Source organism: Streptomyces sp. RPA4-2 (genome assembly GCF_012273515.2).
Lineage (GTDB): Bacteria > Actinomycetota > Actinomycetes > Streptomycetales > Streptomycetaceae > Streptomyces > Streptomyces kaempferi.
The window spans coordinates 5,460,076-5,479,676 of record NZ_CP050975.2 but is presented as its reverse complement, the minus strand read 5'-3'; the positions used below and the strand labels follow the sequence as shown (position 1 = coordinate 5,479,676).

Genomic DNA, 19,601 nt, shown 5'->3' with positions numbered 1-19,601 from the left:
GCGTCGTTCTGTCCGTGGCACCGCGTCCGTAGTTGTGCACCGAAGCGTTATGAGTAGGTGCGCCGGAACTCATCTCCTGCGCCCTCCCCTTCCGCTCGACCGACTCGTCCCCGAGGAACTCCACACCTCAAGGATGCGGCATCGGCGGCGAAACGCGCAGCGGGCACCCGGCGCGCCCCCTTGTCGGCCCCGCCCGCCACACGGCAGGCGGGGTGCGTCGTACCCCCGCGACGGCTCACCTAGCGGACCAGGCCCCACCGGAAACCGAGCGCCACGGCGTGCGCGCGGTCCGAGGCGCCGAGCTTCTTGAAGAGCCGCCGGGCGTGCGTCTTCACGGTGTCCTCCGAGAGGAACAGCTCGCGGCCGATCTCCGCGTTGGAGCGGCCGTGGCTCATGCCTTCGAGGACCTGGATCTCACGCGCGGTGAGCGTGGGCGCGGCACCCATCTCGGCCGAGCGCAGTCTGCGCGGGGCGAGCCGCCAGGTCGGGTCGGCGAGCGCCTGGGTCACGGTCGCGCGCAGCTCCGCCCGGGAGGCGTCCTTGTGCAGATAGCCGCGGGCCCCGGCGGCGACGGCGAGTGCCACACCGTCCAGGTCCTCGGCCACGGTGAGCATGATGATGCGCGCACCGGGGTCGGCGGACAGTAGCCGCCGAACGGTCTCGACGCCGCCCAGACCGGGCATGCGTACGTCCATCAGAATCAGGTCCGAACGGTCGGCGCCCCATCGGCGGAGCACCTCTTCTCCGTTGGCCGCAGTCGTCACGCGCTCGACGCCGGGCACGGTCGCCACCGCACGGCGGAGCGCCTCTCGGGCAAGCGGGGAGTCGTCGCAGACGAGGACGGATGTCATGGCCGCCCTCCGCAGCTGATGCGCGTCACCTTGAGCCTCCAGGCTGGTACGAATCGTCACCTGTGCGGTCGACACTCGCCGACGGAAACTGCCGTCTGCCCGAGCGCTTGTTCCTTCAACCGCCTCAGCACTCTCAACGATGGTCACTCGAAAGAGTTACGGGGCTGCCAGTCATCTTCGGCACTCTACGTGAGGGCACGGACACGGTGCAGACATGCACAACGGACCCTCAATCTTTCAACACAACCTATGCCCCATTCAGCCTGTTTTCTTCCCATTTACTGGTGTCTGCGGCTAGATTCGCAATGAGTCATATTTTCATCTCCTTAGATCGTAGATGTACGGTCGGTGGGCACAGAGCATCCCAGAACGGCAATAAGGGGACACGCAATGGCAGATTTCTCCCGCCTTCCCGGTCCGAACGCGGATCTCTGGGACTGGCAGCTCCTCGCGGCATGCCGTGGGGTCGACAGCTCGCTCTTCTTTCATCCGGAGGGCGAGCGCGGTGCGGCACGGAGCGCTCGCGAGAACTCGGCCAAAGAGGTCTGTATGCGATGCCCGGTACGCGCCCAGTGCGCCGCTCACGCGCTGGCGGTGCGCGAGCCGTACGGGGTGTGGGGCGGGCTGACCGAGGACGAGCGCGAAGAACTCATGGGACGGGCACGGAACCGGCTGGTGACGGCGTCGGCCACCGGGAGCGGTTCCGCTTCGAACACTTGAAGGAACGTTTCTGCGTTGATGAGTCCGCAGCCGGGCGCCTTGGCGTGCCGCTGAGCGGGCGCACGTTGGCATGCCCTCGTACGGGCGCGCACGCGCGCGTCCCCGACCTGTGTGCGGCGCCAACGGCCCTCCGCCGCCGTCAGCGGGCCGCGGCCCTGGCCAGCTGGTCCAGCGTCGCCGCCACCGCCGGCACCTGGGAGAGATCCGGCAGCGTCAGCGCGACGATCTCCCGCCGCACCGCCGGCTCCACGGTCACGGCGCAGGCGCCCTTGGGGCGTACGGACTCGATCGCGAGCTCCGGCAGCACGGCGACCCCGAGACCCGCGCCGACCAGTCCGACCACCGCCGGATAGTCGTCGGTGGCGAAGTCGATGCGGGGCACGAAACCCTCGCGGCGGCAGACCTCCACCAGTTGCCCCCGGCACCGCGGGCAGCCCGCGATCCACGGTTCCCCGGCGAGTTCGCCGATGGCGACCGACCCCGCGCGGGCGAGCCGGTGTCCCTCGGGGACCAGCCCGACGAGCCGGTCGCGCAGCAGCGGCCGTACGACCAGGTCGTCCCACTCCTCGACGCCCGCCGCCCCCTCGTACCGGAACGCGAGCGCGATGTCGCAGTCCCCGTCGCGGAGCTTGTCGACGGACTCGGGCGGCTCGGCCTCCTCCAGGGAGACCCGGGTGCCGGGATGCGCGGCGCGCAGGGCGGCCAGGGCCGTGGGGACGAGCGTCGAACTGCCGCTGGGGAAGGAGACGAGCCGGACCCGGCCCGCGCGCAGGCCCGCGATCGCGGCGACCTCCTCCTCGGCGGCGGTCAGCCCCGCGATGATGCCGGCCGCGTGCCGGACCAGCGCCTCGCCCGCCTGGGTCAGGCGCATCTCACGGCCCGTGCGGATCAGCAGCGGTGTGCCGACGGACGATTCGAGCGCCTTCATCTGCTGGCTGACGGCCGGTTGGGTGCAGCCCAGTTCGCGTCCCGCCGCCGAGAAGGAACCGGTGGCGGCGACGGCGCGCAGAACACGGAGATGACGGGCCTCGATCACCCCTCGAGCATAAGCGAGACTTGGGTACGGTGGCGAATATCGCGTCGACGCTTTGGCCTCCATCGCCTAGCGTGCTGCCATGCAGCTTCTGTCTCTGAACCTGGGCCGCGTTCTGTCTCTGAACCTGGGCCGCGCGCACGCCGTCCCGTACACGGACCAGGCCGTGGGTGTGACCGGCATCGACAAGCGGCCGGTGGCCGGGCCGGTGCGGGTGACGGCCCCCGGGCCCAAGGGGGTCGGCGCGAGCGGTCTGGCCGGGGACACGGTGTGCGACCTGCGCCACCACGGCGGGAACGACCAGGCCGTCTACGCGGTCGCCCGTGAGGACCTCGACGACTGGGAGCGCGAGCTCGGCCGGCCGCTGGTGAACGGCGCCTTCGGCGAGAACCTCACGACGCGGGGGCTGGACGTGTCCGGTGCGCGGATCGGTGAGCGCTGGCGGGTCGGCTCCGTGCTGGTCCTGGAGGTCACCTCCGGACGCATCCCCTGCCGTACGTTCCAGGAACACCTCGGGGAGCGGGGCTGGGTGAAGCGGTTCACCCGGAAGGCCGCGCCCGGCGCGTATCTGCGGGTCATCGAACCCGGCGAGATCCGCGCGGGCGACCCGATCGAGGTCGTGCACCGGCCGGAGCACGAGGTGACGGTCGCGGTCGAGTTCCGCGCCATGACGACCGAACGAGAGCTGCTGCCAGGGCTGTTGGCCGCGGGCCCGGCACTGCATCCGGAGGCGTGGGCGGCGGCGGAGAAGTACGTGGCGCGGCAGGGCGGGTAGCGGTCGCGGCGGCACGCGCGGGACACGGTCGGTGACGGCCGCGACACCGGCCGCGCGGCACGCGTGGAGCGGGGCCGGGGACCGGGAGGCGGGGGCGCGGTGCGCCTGGTCAGGTCACTAGCCTTGGGCCATGACAACGGCTCTGATTACGGGATCGACCGCGGGCATCGGCGCCGCCTTCGCGCGCCGCCTCGCGGCTGACGGCCACAACCTCGTGCTGGTGGCGCGCGACACCGAGCGCCTGGCCGAGCAGGCGACGGAACTGCACGACCGGCACGGCATCGAGGCGGAGGTGCTGACGGCCGACCTGGCGACGGACGACGGCATCGAGACGGTGGCCAGGCGGCTGAGCGACCGCAGGAACCCGGTCGACCTGCTGATCAACAACGCCGGTTTCGGCAACAAGGGCCGCTATCTCGAGGTGTCGATGGCCGACGAGCTGACGATGCTCAAGGTGCACTGCGAGGCGGTGCTGCGGCTGACGTCGGCGGCGACCGCGGCCATGCGGGAGCGCGGCCGGGGCGGGGTCGTCAATGTGGCGTCGGTGGCCGCGTTCGTCCCGCGGGGTACGTACGGGGCGTCCAAGGCGTGGGTCGTGCAGTTCACGCAGGGCGCGGCGAGGGACCTGGCGGGCAGTGGCGTACGGCTGATGGCGCTGGCCCCGGGCTTCGTGCGCACCGAGTTCCACCAGCGCGCCGGGATGGGCACGGACAACATCCCGAACTGGATGTGGCTCGACGCGGACAAGCTGGTCGCGGCGGCGCTCGCGGACCTGGCCCGCGGCAAGTCGCTGTCCATCCCCGACCCGCGGTACAAGGCGCTGATGGGTGTGGTGAAGGTGGCGCCGCGCGGGCTGCTGGGCGGGATCACGTCGAAGACGGGGCGCAAGTACGGGCCGCAGTAGAACAGCGCAGCCAGGGAACAGCGGGAACAGTACGGCGGTGGAGCGGTACGGCGGTGGAGCAGCGGGACGGTAGGGCCCGTACGTGCCCGCCACAGCGCTGAGGCCCAGCATCCCCGAAGGGAGCTGGGCCTCAGTGCTGTCCACCGGTGTGGACGCCTGCCGGTGCGGGCGTCCGACCGGGTGCGTCAGTGGGAGTGACCGTGGCCGTGGCCGTGGCCCGCGTCGGCCTCTTCCTCGGCCGGCTTCTCGACGACCAGGGTCTCGGTCGTGAGGAGCAGGGAGGCGATGGAAGCGGCGTTCTCCAGAGCGGAGCGGGTGACCTTGACCGGGTCGATGACACCGGACTTGACCAGGTCGCCGTACTCGCCGGTGGCGGCGTTGAAGCCCTGGCCCTTGTCGAGCTCGGCGACCTTGGAGGTGATGACGTAGCCCTCCAGGCCGGCGTTCTCGGCGATCCAGCGCAGCGGCTCTACGGCGGCGCGGCGGACGACCGCGACACCCGTGGCCTCGTCGCCGGTCTTGCCGAGGTTGCCCTCGAGGACCTTGACCGCGTGGACGAGCGCGGAGCCACCACCGGAGACGATGCCCTCCTCGACCGCGGCGCGGGTCGCGGAGATGGCGTCCTCCAGACGGTGCTTCTTCTCCTTGAGCTCCACCTCGGTGGCGGCGCCGACCTTGATCACGCACACGCCGCCGGCCAGCTTCGCGAGGCGCTCCTGGAGCTTCTCGCGGTCCCAGTCGGAGTCCGTGTTCTCGATCTCGGCCTTGATCTGGTTGACGCGGCCCACGACGGCGTCGTGCTCGCCGCCACCGTCCACGACGGTGGTGTCGTCCTTGGTGACCGTCACGCGGCGGGCGGTGCCCAGCACGTCCAGGCCGACCTGGTCGAGCTTGAGGCCGACCTCCTCGGCGATGACCTGACCGCCGGTGAGGGTGGCGAGGTCGCCCAGCATGGCCTTGCGGCGGTCGCCGAAGCCGGGGGCCTTCACGGCGACGGCGTTGAACGTGCCGCGGATCTTGTTGACGACCAGGGTCGACAGCGCCTCGCCGTCGACGTCCTCGGCGATGATCAGCAGCGGCTTGGAGGCGTTGGCCTGGATGACCTTCTCCAGCAGCGGCAGCAGGTCCTGGATGGAGGAGATCTTGCCCTGGTGGATGAGGATGTACGGGTCCTCGAGGACGGCCTCCATGCGCTCCTGGTCCGTCACGAAGTACGGCGACAGGTAGCCCTTGTCGAAGGCCATGCCCTCGGTGAAGTCCAGCTCCAGACCGAAGGTGTTGGACTCCTCGACGGTGATGACACCGTCCTTGCCGACCTTGTCCATCGCCTCGGCGATGAGCTCGCCGACCTGGCTGTCCTGGGCGGACAGGGCGGCGACGGCGGCGATGTCGGACTTCTCGTCGATCGGACGGGCGGTCGCGAGGAGCTCCTCGGACACGGCCTTGACCGCGGCGTCGATGCCCTTCTTGAGCAGCGCCGGGGAGGCACCCGCGGCGACGTTCTTCAGACCCTCGCGGACGAGCGCCTGGGCCAGCACGGTGGCGGTGGTCGTACCGTCACCCGCGACGTCGTTGGTCTTGGTCGCCACCTCCTTCACCAGCTGGGCGCCGAGGTTCTCGTACGGGTCGTCGAGCTCGACCTCGCGGGCGATGGTGACGCCGTCGTTGGTGATGGTGGGGGCGCCGAACTTCTTGTCGATGACGACGTTGCGGCCCTTGGGACCGATCGTCACCTTGACGGTGTCGGCAAGCTTGTTGACGCCGCGCTCAAGGGCGCGACGGGCGTCCTCGTCGAACTTCAGGATCTTCGCCATGGGAGCGGTTCAGCCCTCTCGGAAAACGTGGGTGAAAACGAACCGCGCCCCCAGCGCCCGGCTTCATAAGGTCGCGGGGGCCAGGGGCGCAGTTCACTGCAGAACTGTGGTGAATTACTTCTCGATGATCGCGAGCACGTCGCGGGCCGAGAGGACGAGGTACTCCTCGCCGTTGTACTTCACCTCGGTGCCGCCGTACTTGCTGTACAGCACGATGTCGCCGGTGCTGACGTCGAGCGGCAGGCGCTCGCCGTTCTCGAAGCGGCCCGGGCCCACGGCCAGGACGACGCCCTCCTGGGGCTTCTCCTTCGCGGTGTCCGGGATGACCAGGCCAGAGGCCGTGGTCTGCTCGGCGTCCAGCGGCTGGACCACGACACGGTCCTCGAGCGGCTTGATGGCAACCTTGGAGCTGGTGGTCGTCACGATCCGACCTCCCCCTTCGGAGATCTCACGGGGTTAACTGTCTGAGGTGGCGACCAGGTGGATCCGTCGTCGCGGGTGCCGGACCTGCCCGTCGCTATTGGCACTCTCCAGTGGGGAGTGCCAGGCCTGAGACTATGACCGCGATTAGCACTCGGTCAAGCGGAGTGCCAAAGGCCTGCGGCGTGGCGTGGAGTTCTGGGCACCGTTCGCCGGTGCGGGCGTCGCTCCGGGGGCTGCCGCCCCCAGGCCCCCGCTTCGGCCTGGACGGCCTCGTCCTCAAACGCCGGACGGGCTGAGGGTGCCTGCCCTCGCCGGAAGGTGCCGCCCGGTCCGGTGGGTCAGAGGTAGTTCTCCAGGCGGGCCGGGGTGAAGCCCTCCGCCTGGATGCGGCGGAGGAGTCGGGTGGTCGCCGCGATGAGGTTCGGCTCCTCCGAAGCGGACAGGATGTCGCCGGGGCGCAGCCGGTGGGCGTCGGGCACCCTGCCCAGGACGACGGCCGCGACCCCGCAGTCGGCGGCGGCGCGCAGGGTGGTGGCGTCGTAGGTGCCGTAGGGGGGCCGGAAGAGCCGGGGGCGGATGCCGAAGCGGGCCTTGAGCTTGTCCTGCTGGCCGCAGATCTCGGCCCGCTGGCCGGCGTACGGCAGTCCGCGCAGCGAGGCGTGGTCGAGGGTGTGGTTCTGGACGCTCGCGCCGACCTCCCGCAGCCGCGCGAAGTGGCCGTAGCCGGGTCCGACGACATGGTCCGTGAGGAACATGCTGACCGGCAGCCGCAGTTCACGGACCATGTCGACGAACCGCGGATCGCGCTCGACGCCGTCGTCGTAGGTCAGGAAGACCACCCTGTCGTGGGTGGGCACGCGGCCGACGACGGGGACCGGCCCCGTCCGGTCGCGGCGCACGCCGCTGCGGGCGGGCGGCCGCGGTGCCGGGGCGAGCGGGGCGGACAGCCCCCAGCGCCGGTACGTCGCCGACGCCGGACCGTGCGGGTGGGTCCTGCCCACCTCTTGCGCGGCCTTCTTGCCCAGGCGCTCGATCGGGTCCACGGACTGGGCGCAGCCGGCCAGCAGGACCGCGGCGAGCACTGCGGCCGACGCGGCGGCCGCCCGCGCACGCAATCGGGCGGCCGGAGCCGGCGACCCGCCTCTCACAGGCCCGTCATCCGCAGGCCGTGCGCGGGCCTCGGCTCCGCGGCCCCACCGCCGGCACAGCCGGAGGCGAGACCGATGACGGCGAGGGCGGCGAGGGCGGCGAGGGCGGCGATCCCGCTTCGGACACTCGTCCGGTTCGCGTCATTTTTATCGGCTTGTCGTACTGATCGCATGGTGTCGGATCCTCCCAGGTCACGGCCCGTAGGGGCCCCCGACACCGCGACCGGACGCGCACCGTCCACCGACTGGCCCACACTGACCGACAATGGGCCGGTGAACGACGTCTCCTTCGCCTCCCTGCTCACCCCCGAGGGCCACGCGCTGCTCGACGAGGTGCGCGGCACCGACCCGGCCCAGGAGCTGGCCGTCGCCACCCGGCTGCGCCGCACCCATCCGGCCGAGCTGGTGTCCGCGGCGCTCGGACAGGCGCGGCTGCGGCAGCGGGCGGCGGCGAAGTTCGGCGCCGAGGACGCGGACCGGATGTTCTTCACGCCGAACGGGGTCGAGCAGTCGACCCGTACGACGGTCGCCACGCACCGCGCGGAGCGTCTGCGCGCGCTCGGTGTGCGCTCGGTCGCCGACCTCTGCTCCGGTATCGGCGGCGACGCGATCGCGCTGGCCCGCGCCGGGATCCGCGTCCTCGCCGTCGACCGGGACCCCTTGGCGGCCGCGGCCGCCCGCGCGAACGCCGAGGCGCTCGGGCTCTCCGGCCTGATCGAGGTGCGCGAGGCGGACGTCACGGAGGTGGACACGGCCTCGTACGACGCCGTCTTCGTGGACCCGGCACGGCGGGGCGGCAGGGCGGGCGGACGGATCTTCGACCCCGAGGCGTACTCACCGCCGCTCTCCTGGGCGGTCGGGGCGGCCCTGAAGGCCCCGCTCGCCGCCCTGAAGATCGCCCCGGGCATCCCGCACGAGACGGTCCCCGCCGAGGCGGAGGCCGAGTGGATCTCGGACGGCGGGGACGTGAAGGAGGCCGTGCTGTGGTTCGGCACGGAGCCGGGTCTGGTGCGGGCCACCCTGCTGCCGGGCCCCCGTGCCCTGCGCGGCCGGGGTCTGCCCGACCCCTCGGTGCGGCCGGTCGGGCGCTATCTCTACGAGCCGGACGGCGCCGTGATCCGCGCCCATCTGGTCGCCGAGGTGGCCGAGGACCTCGACGGCGGGCTCCTCGACGAGACCATCGCGTACATCACGGCGGACTCGCTGCGCCCGACCCCGTACGCCACCGCGTACGAGATCACCGACCGCCTTCCCTTCAACGTGAAGAAGCTGAGGGCGCTGCTGCGGGAGCGGGAGGTCGGCGTGCTGACCGTGAAGAAGCGGGGCTCGGCGGTCGAACCGGAGGAGCTGCGCAGGAAGGTCAAGCCGCAGGGCCCGCACACCGCGACCGTCTTCCTGACCAGGGTCGCGGGGGCACCCACGATGCTGGTCGGTCACCCGGCCCGGCAGCACTCCGCCTGACGCCACCGCACGCCGCTAACGGCACTCCTTCGCGCGCGCCTCCAGCAGTTTCCGCTCGCGTTCGTTGCGGGCCAGGCCCGCGGCCCGCTCGAACTCCGCCCGCGCCTCCCGCGTGCGTCCCAGCCGGGCGAGCAGGTCCCCGCGGACGCTGGGCAGCAGGTGGTAGTCGCGCAGGGCGGGTTCGGCCGCGAGCGTGTCGACGATGGCCAGGGCGGGGCCGGGGCCGTCCGCCATCGAGACGGCGACGGCACGGTTGAGTTCGACGACGGGCGACGGGGAGCGGGCCGCGAGGAGCCCGTACAGGGTGGCGATCTGCCGCCAGTCCGTGTCCTCGTACGTGTATGCCTGGGCGTGGCTGGCGGCGATGGCGGCCTGGAGGGCGTACGGACCCGGGGCGCGCGTGGTGACGGCGTTCGCGCGGGCCAGGGCGGCGAAACCGCGGTGGATCAGCAGGCGGTTCCAGCGGCGGCGGTTCTGGTCCCTGAGGAGGACCGGCTCGCCCGAGGGCCCGGTGCGGGCGGCGGCGCGGGACTCCTGGAGCTCCAGCAGCGCGGCGAGCCCGTGCACCTCGGGCTCCTTGGGCATCAGTTCGGCGAGGACGCGGGCCAGCCGGAGTGCCTCCTCGCACAGCGCGGGGCGCAGCAGGTCGTCGCCGGCCGTGGCCGCGTACCCCTCGTTGAAGACGAGGTAGATGACCTCGAGGACCGAGCCGAGCCGGCTCTCCCGGTCCGGGCCGTAGGGGACTTCGAAGGGGACCCCCTTCGTCGCCAGCGTCCGTTTGGCGCGCACGATGCGCTGGGCGATCGTCGCCTCCGGCGCGAGGAAGGCGCGGGCGATCTCGGGCGTGGTCAGCCCGCCGAGCAGGCGCAGCGTGAGGGCGATGCGGGCCTGAGCGGACAGCACCGGGTGGCAGGCGGTGAACACGAGCCGGAGCAGGTCGTCGTCGATGTCGTCCGGGTCGGAGGGTTCCTCGAAGGGGACGGTCGCCTCCAGGTCGCGCCCGATCTCCTCCAGCTTGCGCGCGTAGCGCTCCCGGCGGCGTACCAGGTCGATGGCCCGGTGCTTGGCCGTGGCCATGAGCCAGGCGCCGGGGTTGTCCGGTACTCCGTCCCGTGGCCACTGCTCCAGCGCCGCGACGAGGGCGTCCTGGGCCAGTTCCTCGGCGATGCCGACGTCCCGGACGACACGGGTGACGCCGGCGATGATCCGGGGCGACTCGATCCGGAAGATCGTCTCCACGGTCTCGTCGGCACCGGACGGGGTGACGGTGGGCTGCTGTTCCACAGCCCACCATCAGACACCAGCGGACCGGCTGGGCCAAGCCGCCGCTCAGCCCTCGGCGATCTCCCGCACCTCGCAGGTCACGGTCCAGTGCTCCTCGTGCGTCTTCAGGAACCGCTTGGTCCACTCCAGTGCCTCGGCCATGTCCTTGCACTGCATGAGCGCGTAACCGCCGACGACCTCCTTGGACTCGGTGAAGGGGCCGTCGGTGACGGACAGCTGGCCGCCCTCCCAGTGCACCCGCTTGCCCTGGACGGTCGGCGTCAGTCCGGCGGTGTCGAGCATGACCCCCGCCTTGGTGATCTCCTCGATCAGCTCGCCCATCCGCTGCATCAGCTCGGGGCTCGGGCCCTCGGCGGGGGCGGTGGTCTCGTCGATACGGACCAGGGACAGATAGCGGGGCATGGTGGCTCCTTCGGTGCGGAGGGCGGGGCTTCTCCCCGCCTCTCATCCCTGCGTCGATCGGAGGGCGCCGGTTTCGACACCGTCCCCGGAAAACCTCGAAGATTCTTTTCGGGCGTTGCCGGACGGTTTGCCTTCCCGAAGGCTCCCCGGGCGGCTGACGGGACAGTTCCCGCAGCGCCTGGGGCGGCCGGTGGACAGCTGAAGGACGGCTGTCCTGGGAGCACTACCGTCCGTACCCGCCGTGTGCGAGTTTTCCCGTATGCCCTTCGACCACAACGACCACTACCACCGGCTCCTGCTGCGGAAACTGCCCGGTCACGGGCGCACCGCGCTGGACGTCGGCTGCGGCACCGGCCGCTTCGCGCGGCGGCTCGCCGCGCACGGCTACGAGGTGGACGCCGTCGACCCGTCCGCGGAGGTGATCGCCGTGGCCGAACGGATCGGCGGCGGGCCCCGGTTCCGGCGGACGGACGCCGCCTCCGCCGCGCTGCCGAAGGCGCACTACGACGTCATCACCTGCCTCGCGAGCCTGCACCACATGCCCTTCCGCACGGTGACCAGGTTCCGCGACGCGCTGGCGCCCGGCGGGGTGCTTCTGGTGCTGGGCTGCTACGCGGGGCACAGCTGGTGGGACCTCGCGGCCGTGCCCGCCAACGCGGTGGTCAGGGCCGGGGTGTCGGCGGGCGAACGGCTGCGCGGGAGCGGGCCCGCGGTGGTCCCGGCGCCGGTGCGCGTGCCGCGGATGTCGCTCGCCGCCGTCCGCGACGAGGCGGACCGCCTGCTGCCGGGCGCCCGCGTCCGCCAACTCCTCTACTGGCGCTATCTGCTGACGTACACGGTCACTTGAGCGACGCCCACAGCTCGCCCGCCGCCGGCTCGCGCGCCACCACCCGGTTGGCGTCCGAGGGAGCCGTCACCACCGGCATCATGACCGTCCTGACGTGGTCGGCGGAGAGGGACCTGAGGCTCTGGCCGAGCTTCGTCAGTTCGCCGAGGGAGTCGAGGCCGGTGTCCGTGGTGAGGCTGCCGGTGACCGCGTCGGCGACCTGGTAGAGCTGGGCGGGGCTGGTCAGCAGGGACGTCGAGGAGATCTGTTCCAGCAGTGCCTTGACCAGCTTCTGCTGGAGCCCGATGCGGCCGAGGTCGCTGCCGTCGCCTATGCCGTGCCGGGTACGGGCCAGCGCCAGGGCCTGGGTGCCGTCCAGGAGATGGGTGCCCGCCTTCAGGCGCAGATGACTCTGGTCGTCGTCGATGTCCTCGTCCGTCGTGACCGTGACCCCGCCGAGCGCGTTCACCAGCTTCGCGAAGCCCGAGAAGTCGATCTCCAGGTAGTGGTCCATGCGGACGCCCGTCAGGGACTCGACGGTCTTCACGGCGCAGACCGGTCCGCCGAGCGCGTACGCGCTGTTGAACATCGTGCCGTACGCCACCGAGGTGGTCCCGCCGGACGGGGTCGGGCAGGACGGGCGGGTCACCAGGGTGTCCCGGGGGATGCTCACCACGGTCGCCGTGGTGCGGCCCTCGTCGATGTGGACGACCATCGCCGTGTCCGAACGTGCGCCCGTGCTGTCGCCGCCGCCGAGTTCGGCGTTCGCCTTCCCGCTGCGCGAGTCGGAGCCGAGGACCAGGATGTTCAGGGACCCGCTCGGCAGCGGGGAGACGGACGCGGACGAGGAGGGTGTCGGTACCGCTTTCGCCGGGCGGTTGTCGCCGAGCGCCCCGTCGATGTCGACGCTCCTGATGTTGTGGTTCAGGTGCCAGTAGGCCCAGCCCGCCGTGCCGATGCCCAGCACCAGGACTCCGGCCAGGGTGAGGCCGACGGCCTTCAGCACCCGCCGCCGGACCACCGGCTCCGTCCCGTCCCCGCTCTCGTCGTGTTCCGTCACGACGAGGAACATAAGTGCGAATTATGTCGAGCAATGACGCGGAGGGAGCTTTTCTTCGGAAAATCTCACTTTTCTCAGACCGCCATCACCCCACGGACACCGCAGGCACGGCAGGCACGGCAGGCACCGAACGCCGCCGCCCCTGTCCGAAAGTTTCGACGGCACGATCGACAGGCTTCGACAGGCACGGAGGGTGCACTCTCACCGCTCACGCCGGAGGCGCCCCCGTGCTGCTGCGGACGACCAGGCTGGTCGCCAGCTCCATCCGCGTTCCGGCCGCGGGCCTTTCCTGACGGCCCAGTTCGAGCACCAGCTTCGCCGCCGCCTCGGCCATCTCCATGAGCGGCTGCCGTACGGTCGTCAGCGGCGGCCCCACCCAGCGCGCCACCGGCAGATCGTCGAAGCCGACGACGCTCAGGTCCTCGGGGACGCGCAGCCCCAGCTCGCGGGCCGCCTCGTAGAGGCCGAGCGCCTGGAGGTCGTTGCCGGCGAAGACGGCCGTGGGCCGGTCGGTCATGCGCAGGAGGTCGAGTCCGGCCCGGTAGCCGCTCTCGTGGTGGAAGGTGCCGGGGCGGATCAGCCCGGAGTCGACGGGCAGCCCCGCCGTCTCCAGCGCCGCCCGGTAGCCGTCGACCCGGGCGCGGCTGCACATCATCTGCGAGGGTCCGGTGATCGCGCCGATCCGGGTGTGACCGAGCTCGATCAGATGACGCGTCGCGGCGAGCCCGCCCTGCCAGTTGGTGGCCCCGATGGACGGGACGTCGTCACCCGGGTCACCGGCCGGATCCATCACCACGAACGGGACGGACCTGCTGGTCAGCAGCGCGCGCCCGGACTCGTCGAGCCCGGACAGCACGAGGATCACTCCGTGCGGGCGGCGCGCCGCGACCTGGTCGGCCCAGGTCCGGCCCGGAGTCAGCCGCCCGGCGCTCTCGGACAGCACCACGCTCAGCCCCTCCTCCCGGGCGACGTTCTCCACGCCCCGGATGACCTCCATCGCCCAGGCGCTCTCCAGCTCGTGGAAGACCAGGTCGATGAGGGGCGACCGGCCCCCCTCTCCTCCGCGCCGCCGGTATCCGTGGCCGCGCAGCAGTTCCTCGACCCGGGTGCGGGTCGCGGGGGCGACATCGGCGCGGCCGTTGAGCACCTTCGAAACAGTCGGAGCCGAGACCCCGGCCTCACGGGCGATCTCGGCGAGCGTCGCGGTCCGCGCTTCCACGGAATTCCCAGGCTTCATGTCCGCGATCGTATCCCTGCGCGACCCCTTGACGAACCCTCAGGATCGCCCTACGTTCCGGAACATTCGAATTTAGAATCGAAACATTCGCGTGGACTCGTCGTGGAGTCCTCGCGCATACCGAGAGGTGCCGTCCCATGGAGTCCTACAGCAGGCGTTGGTTCCTCGGCGCGGGCGCGACCGCCCTGGCCTCCGTCGGCGGGCTCACCGCCTGCGGCTCCGGCGGCGGTTCGGGCGACGGCGGCACGCTGACCGCGTTCGTCTACGGGGACGACGCGGCGAAGATCCAGGTCAAGTCCGTCGACCGGTTCAACGCGTCGGCCGCCGCGAAGAAGGCCAAGGGCACGGTCAAGCTCCAGAAGGTGCCCGCCACGGACTACCCGGCGAAGCTGCGCACCGCGATGGGCTCGCCCAACGCCCCCGACGTGTTCTTCAACTGGGGCGGCGGCTCGATCAAGGCGTACAAGGACGCCGGCCAGCTGGTCGACCTGACCGACGTCATCGCGTCCGACCCGGTGCTCAAGAGCGGCTTCCTGCCGTCGGTGCTCAGCGCGGGCGGCCTGGACGGCAAGAACTACGGCGTGCCCATGCGGGGCATGCAGCCCGTGATCCTCTTCTACAACAAGACCGTCTTCGAGGAGCACAAGCTCCAGCCGCCCACCACCTGGGACCAGCTGCTCGACATCAACGCCAAGCTGAAGAAGGCGAAGATCACCCCGTTCGCGCTGGGTGGCTCGGACATCTGGCCCGAGCTGATGTGGCTGGAATACCTGGTCGACCGGATCGGCGGCCCCGACGTCTTCGACAAGATCAAGAACGGTGACGCGTCCGGCTGGGGCGACCCGGCCGTCCTCAAGGCCGCCCAGACCGTCAAGGAGCTGATCGACGACGGAGCCTTCGGCAAGGGCTACAGCTCGGTGGGCTACGGCAACGGCGGCGCCCCCGCGGTCTTCGCCAAGGGCAAGGCGGCGATGCACCTGATGGGGTCGTGGGAGTACTCCACGCAGCTCGGCAAGTTCCCGGACTTCGCCAAGAAGAACCTGGGATGGTGCGCGTTCCCGAAGATCGAGGGCGGCGCCGGCGACATCCGCAACGTGGTCGGCAACCCCACCAACTACTGGTCGGTGAACGCCCGTACCTCCAACAAGGACGCGGCGATCGCCTTCCTGCGGGACAGCGCCTCCGAGGCCTACACCAAGGAACTCATCGCCAACGGCGACGTGCCGGCCACCTCGAACGCGGCGAGTCTGCTGGACGCCTCCCCCAACCCGGAGTTCGCCAAGTTCCAGTACCAAATGGTGCAGGACGCACCGGCGTTCACGCTGAGCTGGGACCAGGCGGTCGCCCCGAACGTGTCGACCCCGATGCTCACCGAGGTCAACAAGCTGTTCGTGGGCAAGTCCTCGCCGGCGCAGTTCGTGTCCGCGCTCAAGGGGCTGAAGTGAGCACAGCGCACGTCAAGGGCGGCCCGCGCACCGTGGGCCGCCCCCGCTCCGCCGCACGCAACAGGGCCGGCCGCCCGAACGCCGCGCTGGCCCTGCCCGCCATCCTGTTCTTCGCGTTCTTCGCCGTCGCCCCGATGGTCCTGGCCTTCTACCTCTCGTTCACCCAGTGGAACGGCCTGGGCGACCCCCGTCCGGTCGGCCTGGCGAACTGGCGCAAGCTGCTGAACGACGACCGGCTCACCCAGTCGTTGACGGTCACCGTGGTGCTGACCGTGGTGAGCTGGGCGTTCCAGACGGTGCTCTCGCTGCTGCTGGGCGTGTGGGCGGCGGGCAGGCAGCGCAACCGCGCGGTCCTCTCGGCGATCTTCTTCACGCCGTTCCTGCTGTCGTCGACGGCGATCTCGCTGCTGTTCTACGCGCTGCTCGACCCGAACTTCGGCATCATCCACGCGGACACCCTCGGCACGACCAGCGGAGCGTTCCTCGCGATCGTCTTCGTCGGCGGCTGGCAGTTCATCCCCTTCCACACGCTCATCTACCAGGGTGGCGCACGGCAGATCCCCGAGGTGCTCTACCAGGCGGCGGCCATCGACGGCGCCGGACGCCTGCGGCAGTTCTTCTCGATCACCCTGCCGCAGCTGCGCAACACCGCCACCACGTCCGGTGTGCTGATGATCGTCGGTTCGCTCACCTACTTCGAGACGGTCCTCATCCTCACCCAGGGCGGCCCCGGCACCGACACGGCGATCCTGCCGTACCTGATGTACCAGGCGGGCTTCAAGAGCTACGACTTCGGCTACGCGAGCGCGGTCGCCTCGTTCCTGGTGATCGCCGCGACCGCGTTGTCCCTGCTGATGGTGCGGCTGTCCGGCTTCGGCGCGATGCGCAGCACCCGGGAAGGAATGTGACGACGTGTCACACGACACCTTGCGGCGCCCTGTGAAGACCGCCCCCGCTCCGGGCCCCGACCGGACCGCGCCCCGCCGCAGGCACTGGTCCCGGCGTGCCAACCCGCTCGCCGGAGCCGGCTCGGTGATCTGGCTGGCCGTCGTGATCGTCCCGGTCTACGCGATGATCTCGGCCTCGCTCACCCACCAGAGCGAGGCGCTGGGCCACAACGCCCTCAAGCCGCCGTCCCACCCGACGCTGGACAACTACGACACCGTCCTGCACAACGGCTTCGGCCACCTGCTGTGGAACACCGCGCTCGTGGCGGCCGCGGTCGTCGTGATCGTCCTGGCGCTGTGCGTCCCGCTCTCCTACGTCGCCGTACGGACCCGGAGCGTGTGGTCGGGGGCCGCCTTCCGGCTGTTCCTGCTGGGCGTCGCGATCCCGGCGCAGGCCGTCGTGGTCCCCCTCTACCTGATGATCGCCAAGCTGAACCTCTACGACAGCCTGCTCGCGATCATCCTGCCGACGGCCGCCTTCGCGATGCCGGTGTCGGTGCTGATCCTCACCGGCACACTGCGGGACATCTCGGAGGACCTGTACGAGGCGATGGGACTGGACGGCGCCTCCACCACCCGGATGCTGTTCCAGCTGGTCATCCCGCTGGCCAAGGGCGGCATCAGCACCGTGGTCGTCTACGCGGCGCTCCAGGCCTGGAACGGGCTCCTCTTCCCGCTGATCTTCACGCAGTCCGACGGCCCCCGGGTCCTGACCCTCGGCCTGTTCAACTACGTGAGCGAGTTCGGCGTGAACATCCCCGCGCTGCTGGCCTCCGTGGTCCTCTCCGGTGTCCCGATCTTCGTCGTGTACCTGGTGGCCCGCCGCGCGCTGGTCGGCGGCCTGATGGGTGTGGGCGGCAAGTGAACGTGTACGACCGGGGGCAGTCGAACCCCTCTTCCCTGACAGGAGTTTCATGACCACCGCTCCCTGGCGCGACCCTTCACGCACTCCGGCGGCCCGCGTCGACGACCTGCTCTCCCGGATGACCGTGGAGGAGAAGGCCGCCCAGCTGTACGGCGTGTGGGTGGGCGCGGCGACGGACGGCGACGGAGTCGCCCCGCTCCAGCACGAGATGACCGCCGACCAGGACTGGGACGAGCTGATCACCTTCGGGCTCGGCCAGCTGACCCGCTCCTTCGGCACCGCCCCGGTGGACCCGGCGCTCGGCGCGCGCGCTCTGGCCCGCGCCCAGCGGGCGATCGCCGACGCCGGCCGCTTCGGCATCCCCGCGGTCGCCCACGAGGAGTGCCTGGCGGGATTCACCGCCTGGCGCGCGACGGCCTATCCCGTCCCGCTCGCCTGGGGCGCCACCTTCGACCCGGAGCTGGTCGAGGAGCTGGGCGGACGCATCGGCGACGACCTGCGCTCGGTCGGCGTGCACCAGGGCCTGGCGCCCGTCCTCGACGTGGTCCGCGACCTGCGCTGGGGCCGGGTGGAGGAGACGATCGGCGAGGACCCCTACCTCGTCGGCACGATCGGCACGGCCTATGTGCGGGGCCTGGAATCGGCCGGGATCGTCGCCACGCTGAAGCACTTCGCCGGGTACGCGTCGTCGGCGGGGGCACGGAACCTGGCGCCGGTGCGAGCGGGCGCGCGCGAGTTCGCGGACGTCACGCTCCCGCCGTTCGAGATGGCGCTGCGCGAGGGCGGCGCCCGTTCGGTGATGGCGGCGTACAACGAGACGGACGGCGTCCCGGCGTCGGCGGACGCCCGGCTGCTGACCGAACTCCTGCGGGAGCGGTGGGGCTTCACCGGAACCGTGGTCGCCGACTACTTCGGCGTCGGTTTCCTCCAGACCCTGCACCGGGTGGCGGGAAGCCCGGCCGAGGCGGCCCACGCGGCGCTGGAGGCCGGCATCGACGTCGAACTGCCGACGGTGAACTGCTACGGAAAACCGTTGGTGGACGCCGTACGCGGAGGAAGCACCCCCGAGTCGCTGATCGACCGGGCGGCCCGCCGCGTACTGCTGCAGAAGTGCGAACTGGGCCTCCTGGACGAGGACTGGGAGCCCGAGCGCCAAGGCCCCGTCGACCTGGACTCGACGGCCAACCGGGCCCTGGCCGGCCGGCTGGCGGAGGCGTCGGTGGTCCTGCTGGACAACCCGGCCGGGCTGCTGCCGCTGGCTCCCGGAACCCGGGTCGCGGTCGTCGGCCCCCGCGCCGCGGACCCGCTCGCGATGCTCGGCTGCTACTCCTTCCCGTCCCACGTCCTCACGCACCACCCCGACGTGCTGATGGGCATCGACATCCCCACCGTCCTCGACTCGCTGCGCGCCGAACTCCCGGACACCAAGGTGACGTTCGCGGAGGGCTGCGGCGTCACGGACCCCGATCCGTCCGGTTTCGCCGAGGCGGTGGCGCGGGCGTCGGAAGCCGATGTGTGCGTGGTCGTGCTCGGCGACCGGGCCGGGCTGTTCGGCCGGGGCACGTCCGGCGAGGGCTGCGACGCCTCCGACCTCCGGCTGCCCGGCGTCCAGGGCGAGCTGCTGGACGCGCTGGTCGACACCGGCGTCCCGGTGGTGCTGGTCCTGCTGACCGGCCGCCCCTACGCGCTGGGCCGCTGGGACGGCCGTCTGGGCGCCGTGGTGCAGGCGTTCTTCCCGGGCGAGGAGGGCGGCCCGGCGGTCGCCGGTGTGCTGTCCGGCCGCGTCAACCCCTCGGGGCGCCTCCCGGTGAGCGTGCCGCGGCTGCCCGGCGGCCAGCCGTGGACCTACCTCCAGCCCCCGCTCGGTCTCGCGAGCGAGGTCAGCAACCTGGACCCCACCCCGCTCCACGCCTTCGGCCACGGCCACTCGTACACGACGTTCGCCTGGGAGGACTTCCGGGGAACGGACGCGGAGATCGCGACGGACGGCTCGTACGGCCTCTCGCTCACCGTCCGCAACACCGGCGACCGCGACGGCACCGAGGTCGTCCAGCTCTACCTGCACGACCCGGTGGCGTCGGTGACGCGTCCGGACGTGCGGCTGATCGGCTACCAGCGCCTGCGCCTGGCACCCGGTGAGGCCCGCCGGGTCACCTTCGGTTTCCACGCGGACCTGTCGGCCTTCACCGACCGCTCGGGCGAGCGGGTGGTCGAGCCGGGCGCGCTGGAGCTGCGGCTGGGGGCGTCGAGCGCGGAGACCCGGCACACCGCGCGGTTGTCGCTGACCGGGCCGCGACGGGTACTGGGCTCGGACCGGCGACTGCGCTGCGAGGTGTCGACGGACGACTGAGGCACCGCGCGGACACGGGCGGAACACTGCCGGAGGTGTCCGGGCGCCGACCGTCA

The 19,601-nt window shown here is 71.4% G+C and carries 19 protein-coding genes; 9 read left to right on the top strand and 10 right to left on the bottom strand.

Going from position 1 to position 19,601, the window contains the following annotated elements:
- Nucleotides 1–239: 239 nt before the first annotated feature.
- Nucleotides 240–851 carry a response regulator transcription factor gene (locus tag HEP85_RS24040; protein WP_003948568.1) on the bottom strand — a complete coding sequence of 204 codons (612 nt, stop codon included), beginning with the start codon at nucleotides 849–851 and terminating at the stop codon, nucleotides 240–242.
- A gap of 390 nt (nucleotides 852–1,241) precedes the next feature.
- Here HEP85_RS24040 and HEP85_RS24035 point away from each other — a divergent pair, with 390 nt between their 5' ends.
- Nucleotides 1,242–1,571, top strand: coding sequence for a WhiB family transcriptional regulator (locus tag HEP85_RS24035; RefSeq protein ID WP_153289078.1), 330 nt, complete (start codon nucleotides 1,242–1,244; stop codon nucleotides 1,569–1,571).
- Between the two features lie 139 nt (nucleotides 1,572–1,710).
- Here the strand turns inward: HEP85_RS24035 and HEP85_RS24030 are convergent, their stop codons facing one another.
- Nucleotides 1,711–2,607, bottom strand: a complete 897-nt coding sequence (locus HEP85_RS24030; RefSeq protein WP_168529727.1) for a LysR family transcriptional regulator — start codon at nucleotides 2,605–2,607, stop codon at nucleotides 1,711–1,713.
- 79 nt (nucleotides 2,608–2,686) lie between these two features.
- Here HEP85_RS24030 and HEP85_RS24025 point away from each other — a divergent pair, with 79 nt between their 5' ends.
- Both HEP85_RS24025 and HEP85_RS24020 read left to right on the top strand, forming a co-directional pair.
- Nucleotides 2,687–3,379, top strand: a complete 693-nt coding sequence (locus HEP85_RS24025; RefSeq protein WP_168529725.1) for an MOSC domain-containing protein — start codon at nucleotides 2,687–2,689, stop codon at nucleotides 3,377–3,379.
- Between the two features lie 130 nt (nucleotides 3,380–3,509).
- Nucleotides 3,510–4,283, top strand: coding sequence for an SDR family oxidoreductase (locus HEP85_RS24020; RefSeq protein ID WP_168529723.1), 774 nt, complete (start codon nucleotides 3,510–3,512; stop codon nucleotides 4,281–4,283).
- Between the two features lie 185 nt (nucleotides 4,284–4,468).
- Here the strand turns inward: HEP85_RS24020 and groL are convergent, their stop codons facing one another.
- From groL to HEP85_RS24000, 4 genes are all read right to left on the bottom strand, one after another.
- Nucleotides 4,469–6,097 carry a chaperonin GroEL gene (groL, locus tag HEP85_RS24015; RefSeq protein ID WP_168529721.1) on the bottom strand — a complete coding sequence of 543 codons (1,629 nt, stop codon included), beginning with the start codon at nucleotides 6,095–6,097 and terminating at the stop codon, nucleotides 4,469–4,471.
- Nucleotides 6,098–6,211: 114 nt separating this feature from the next.
- The gene (groES, locus tag HEP85_RS24010; protein ID WP_060901476.1) at nucleotides 6,212–6,520 is read right to left on the bottom strand and encodes a co-chaperone GroES; all 309 of its coding nucleotides are present in this window, start codon (nucleotides 6,518–6,520) and stop codon (nucleotides 6,212–6,214) included.
- Nucleotides 6,521–6,858: 338 nt separating this feature from the next.
- Nucleotides 6,859–7,635 carry a polysaccharide deacetylase family protein gene (locus tag HEP85_RS24005; protein ID WP_329527156.1) on the bottom strand — a complete coding sequence of 259 codons (777 nt, stop codon included), beginning with the start codon at nucleotides 7,633–7,635 and terminating at the stop codon, nucleotides 6,859–6,861.
- A 29-nt stretch (nucleotides 7,636–7,664) separates the two neighbouring features.
- Nucleotides 7,665–7,841 (bottom strand): hypothetical protein, encoded by a 177-nt coding sequence (locus HEP85_RS24000; RefSeq protein ID WP_168529717.1) that lies wholly within the window; start codon nucleotides 7,839–7,841, stop codon nucleotides 7,665–7,667.
- Between the two features lie 100 nt (nucleotides 7,842–7,941).
- Between HEP85_RS24000 and HEP85_RS23995 the strand changes: the two genes are divergently transcribed.
- Entirely contained in the window at nucleotides 7,942–9,129 is a 1,188-nt protein-coding gene (locus tag HEP85_RS23995; protein WP_248002050.1) for a class I SAM-dependent methyltransferase, read from the top strand.
- A gap of 15 nt (nucleotides 9,130–9,144) precedes the next feature.
- Here HEP85_RS23995 and HEP85_RS23990 read toward each other — a convergent pair whose 3' ends face one another.
- Together HEP85_RS23990 and HEP85_RS23985 are read right to left on the bottom strand one after the other, a co-directional pair.
- Nucleotides 9,145–10,413: an RNA polymerase sigma factor gene (locus HEP85_RS23990; protein WP_168529713.1), complete on the bottom strand. Its 1,269-nt coding sequence runs from the start codon at nucleotides 10,411–10,413 to the stop codon at nucleotides 9,145–9,147.
- Between the two features lie 45 nt (nucleotides 10,414–10,458).
- On the bottom strand, nucleotides 10,459–10,815 hold the full coding sequence (locus HEP85_RS23985; RefSeq protein ID WP_168529711.1) for a YciI family protein: 357 nt from the start codon (nucleotides 10,813–10,815) through the stop codon (nucleotides 10,459–10,461).
- Nucleotides 10,816–11,074: 259 nt separating this feature from the next.
- On the opposite strand from HEP85_RS23985, the gene HEP85_RS23980 reads away from it, so the two are divergent.
- On the top strand, nucleotides 11,075–11,662 hold the full coding sequence (locus HEP85_RS23980; protein ID WP_168529709.1) for a bifunctional 2-polyprenyl-6-hydroxyphenol methylase/3-demethylubiquinol 3-O-methyltransferase UbiG: 588 nt from the start codon (nucleotides 11,075–11,077) through the stop codon (nucleotides 11,660–11,662).
- Here the strand turns inward: HEP85_RS23980 and HEP85_RS23975 are convergent.
- Together HEP85_RS23975 and HEP85_RS23970 are read right to left on the bottom strand one after the other, a co-directional pair.
- Nucleotides 11,655–12,713, bottom strand: coding sequence for an LCP family protein (locus HEP85_RS23975; RefSeq protein ID WP_168529707.1), 1,059 nt, complete (start codon nucleotides 12,711–12,713; stop codon nucleotides 11,655–11,657). The two genes, HEP85_RS23980 and HEP85_RS23975, sit on opposite strands and share 8 nt — an antisense overlap.
- 196 nt (nucleotides 12,714–12,909) lie before the next feature.
- Entirely contained in the window at nucleotides 12,910–13,938 is a 1,029-nt protein-coding gene (locus HEP85_RS23970) for a LacI family DNA-binding transcriptional regulator (protein WP_168529705.1), read from the bottom strand.
- Between the two features lie 137 nt (nucleotides 13,939–14,075).
- Between HEP85_RS23970 and HEP85_RS23965 the strand changes: the two genes are divergently transcribed.
- Genes HEP85_RS23965 through HEP85_RS23950 form a run of 4 tightly spaced genes read left to right on the top strand, consistent with a single transcriptional unit; the run spans nucleotide 14,076 to nucleotide 19,545 of the window.
- Nucleotides 14,076–15,383 (top strand): ABC transporter substrate-binding protein, encoded by a 1,308-nt coding sequence (locus tag HEP85_RS23965; protein WP_168529703.1) that lies wholly within the window; start codon nucleotides 14,076–14,078, stop codon nucleotides 15,381–15,383.
- A 32-nt stretch (nucleotides 15,384–15,415) separates the two neighbouring features.
- Nucleotides 15,416–16,291, top strand: a complete 876-nt coding sequence (locus HEP85_RS23960) for a carbohydrate ABC transporter permease (protein WP_168533952.1) — start codon at nucleotides 15,416–15,418, stop codon at nucleotides 16,289–16,291.
- Nucleotides 16,292–16,322: 31 nt separating this feature from the next.
- Nucleotides 16,323–17,195, top strand: coding sequence for a carbohydrate ABC transporter permease (locus HEP85_RS23955; protein ID WP_248002514.1), 873 nt, complete (start codon nucleotides 16,323–16,325; stop codon nucleotides 17,193–17,195).
- 49 nt (nucleotides 17,196–17,244) lie between these two features.
- On the top strand, nucleotides 17,245–19,545 hold the full coding sequence (locus HEP85_RS23950) for a glycoside hydrolase family 3 N-terminal domain-containing protein (RefSeq protein ID WP_168529700.1): 2,301 nt from the start codon (nucleotides 17,245–17,247) through the stop codon (nucleotides 19,543–19,545).
- Nucleotides 19,546–19,601 lie beyond the last annotated feature (56 nt).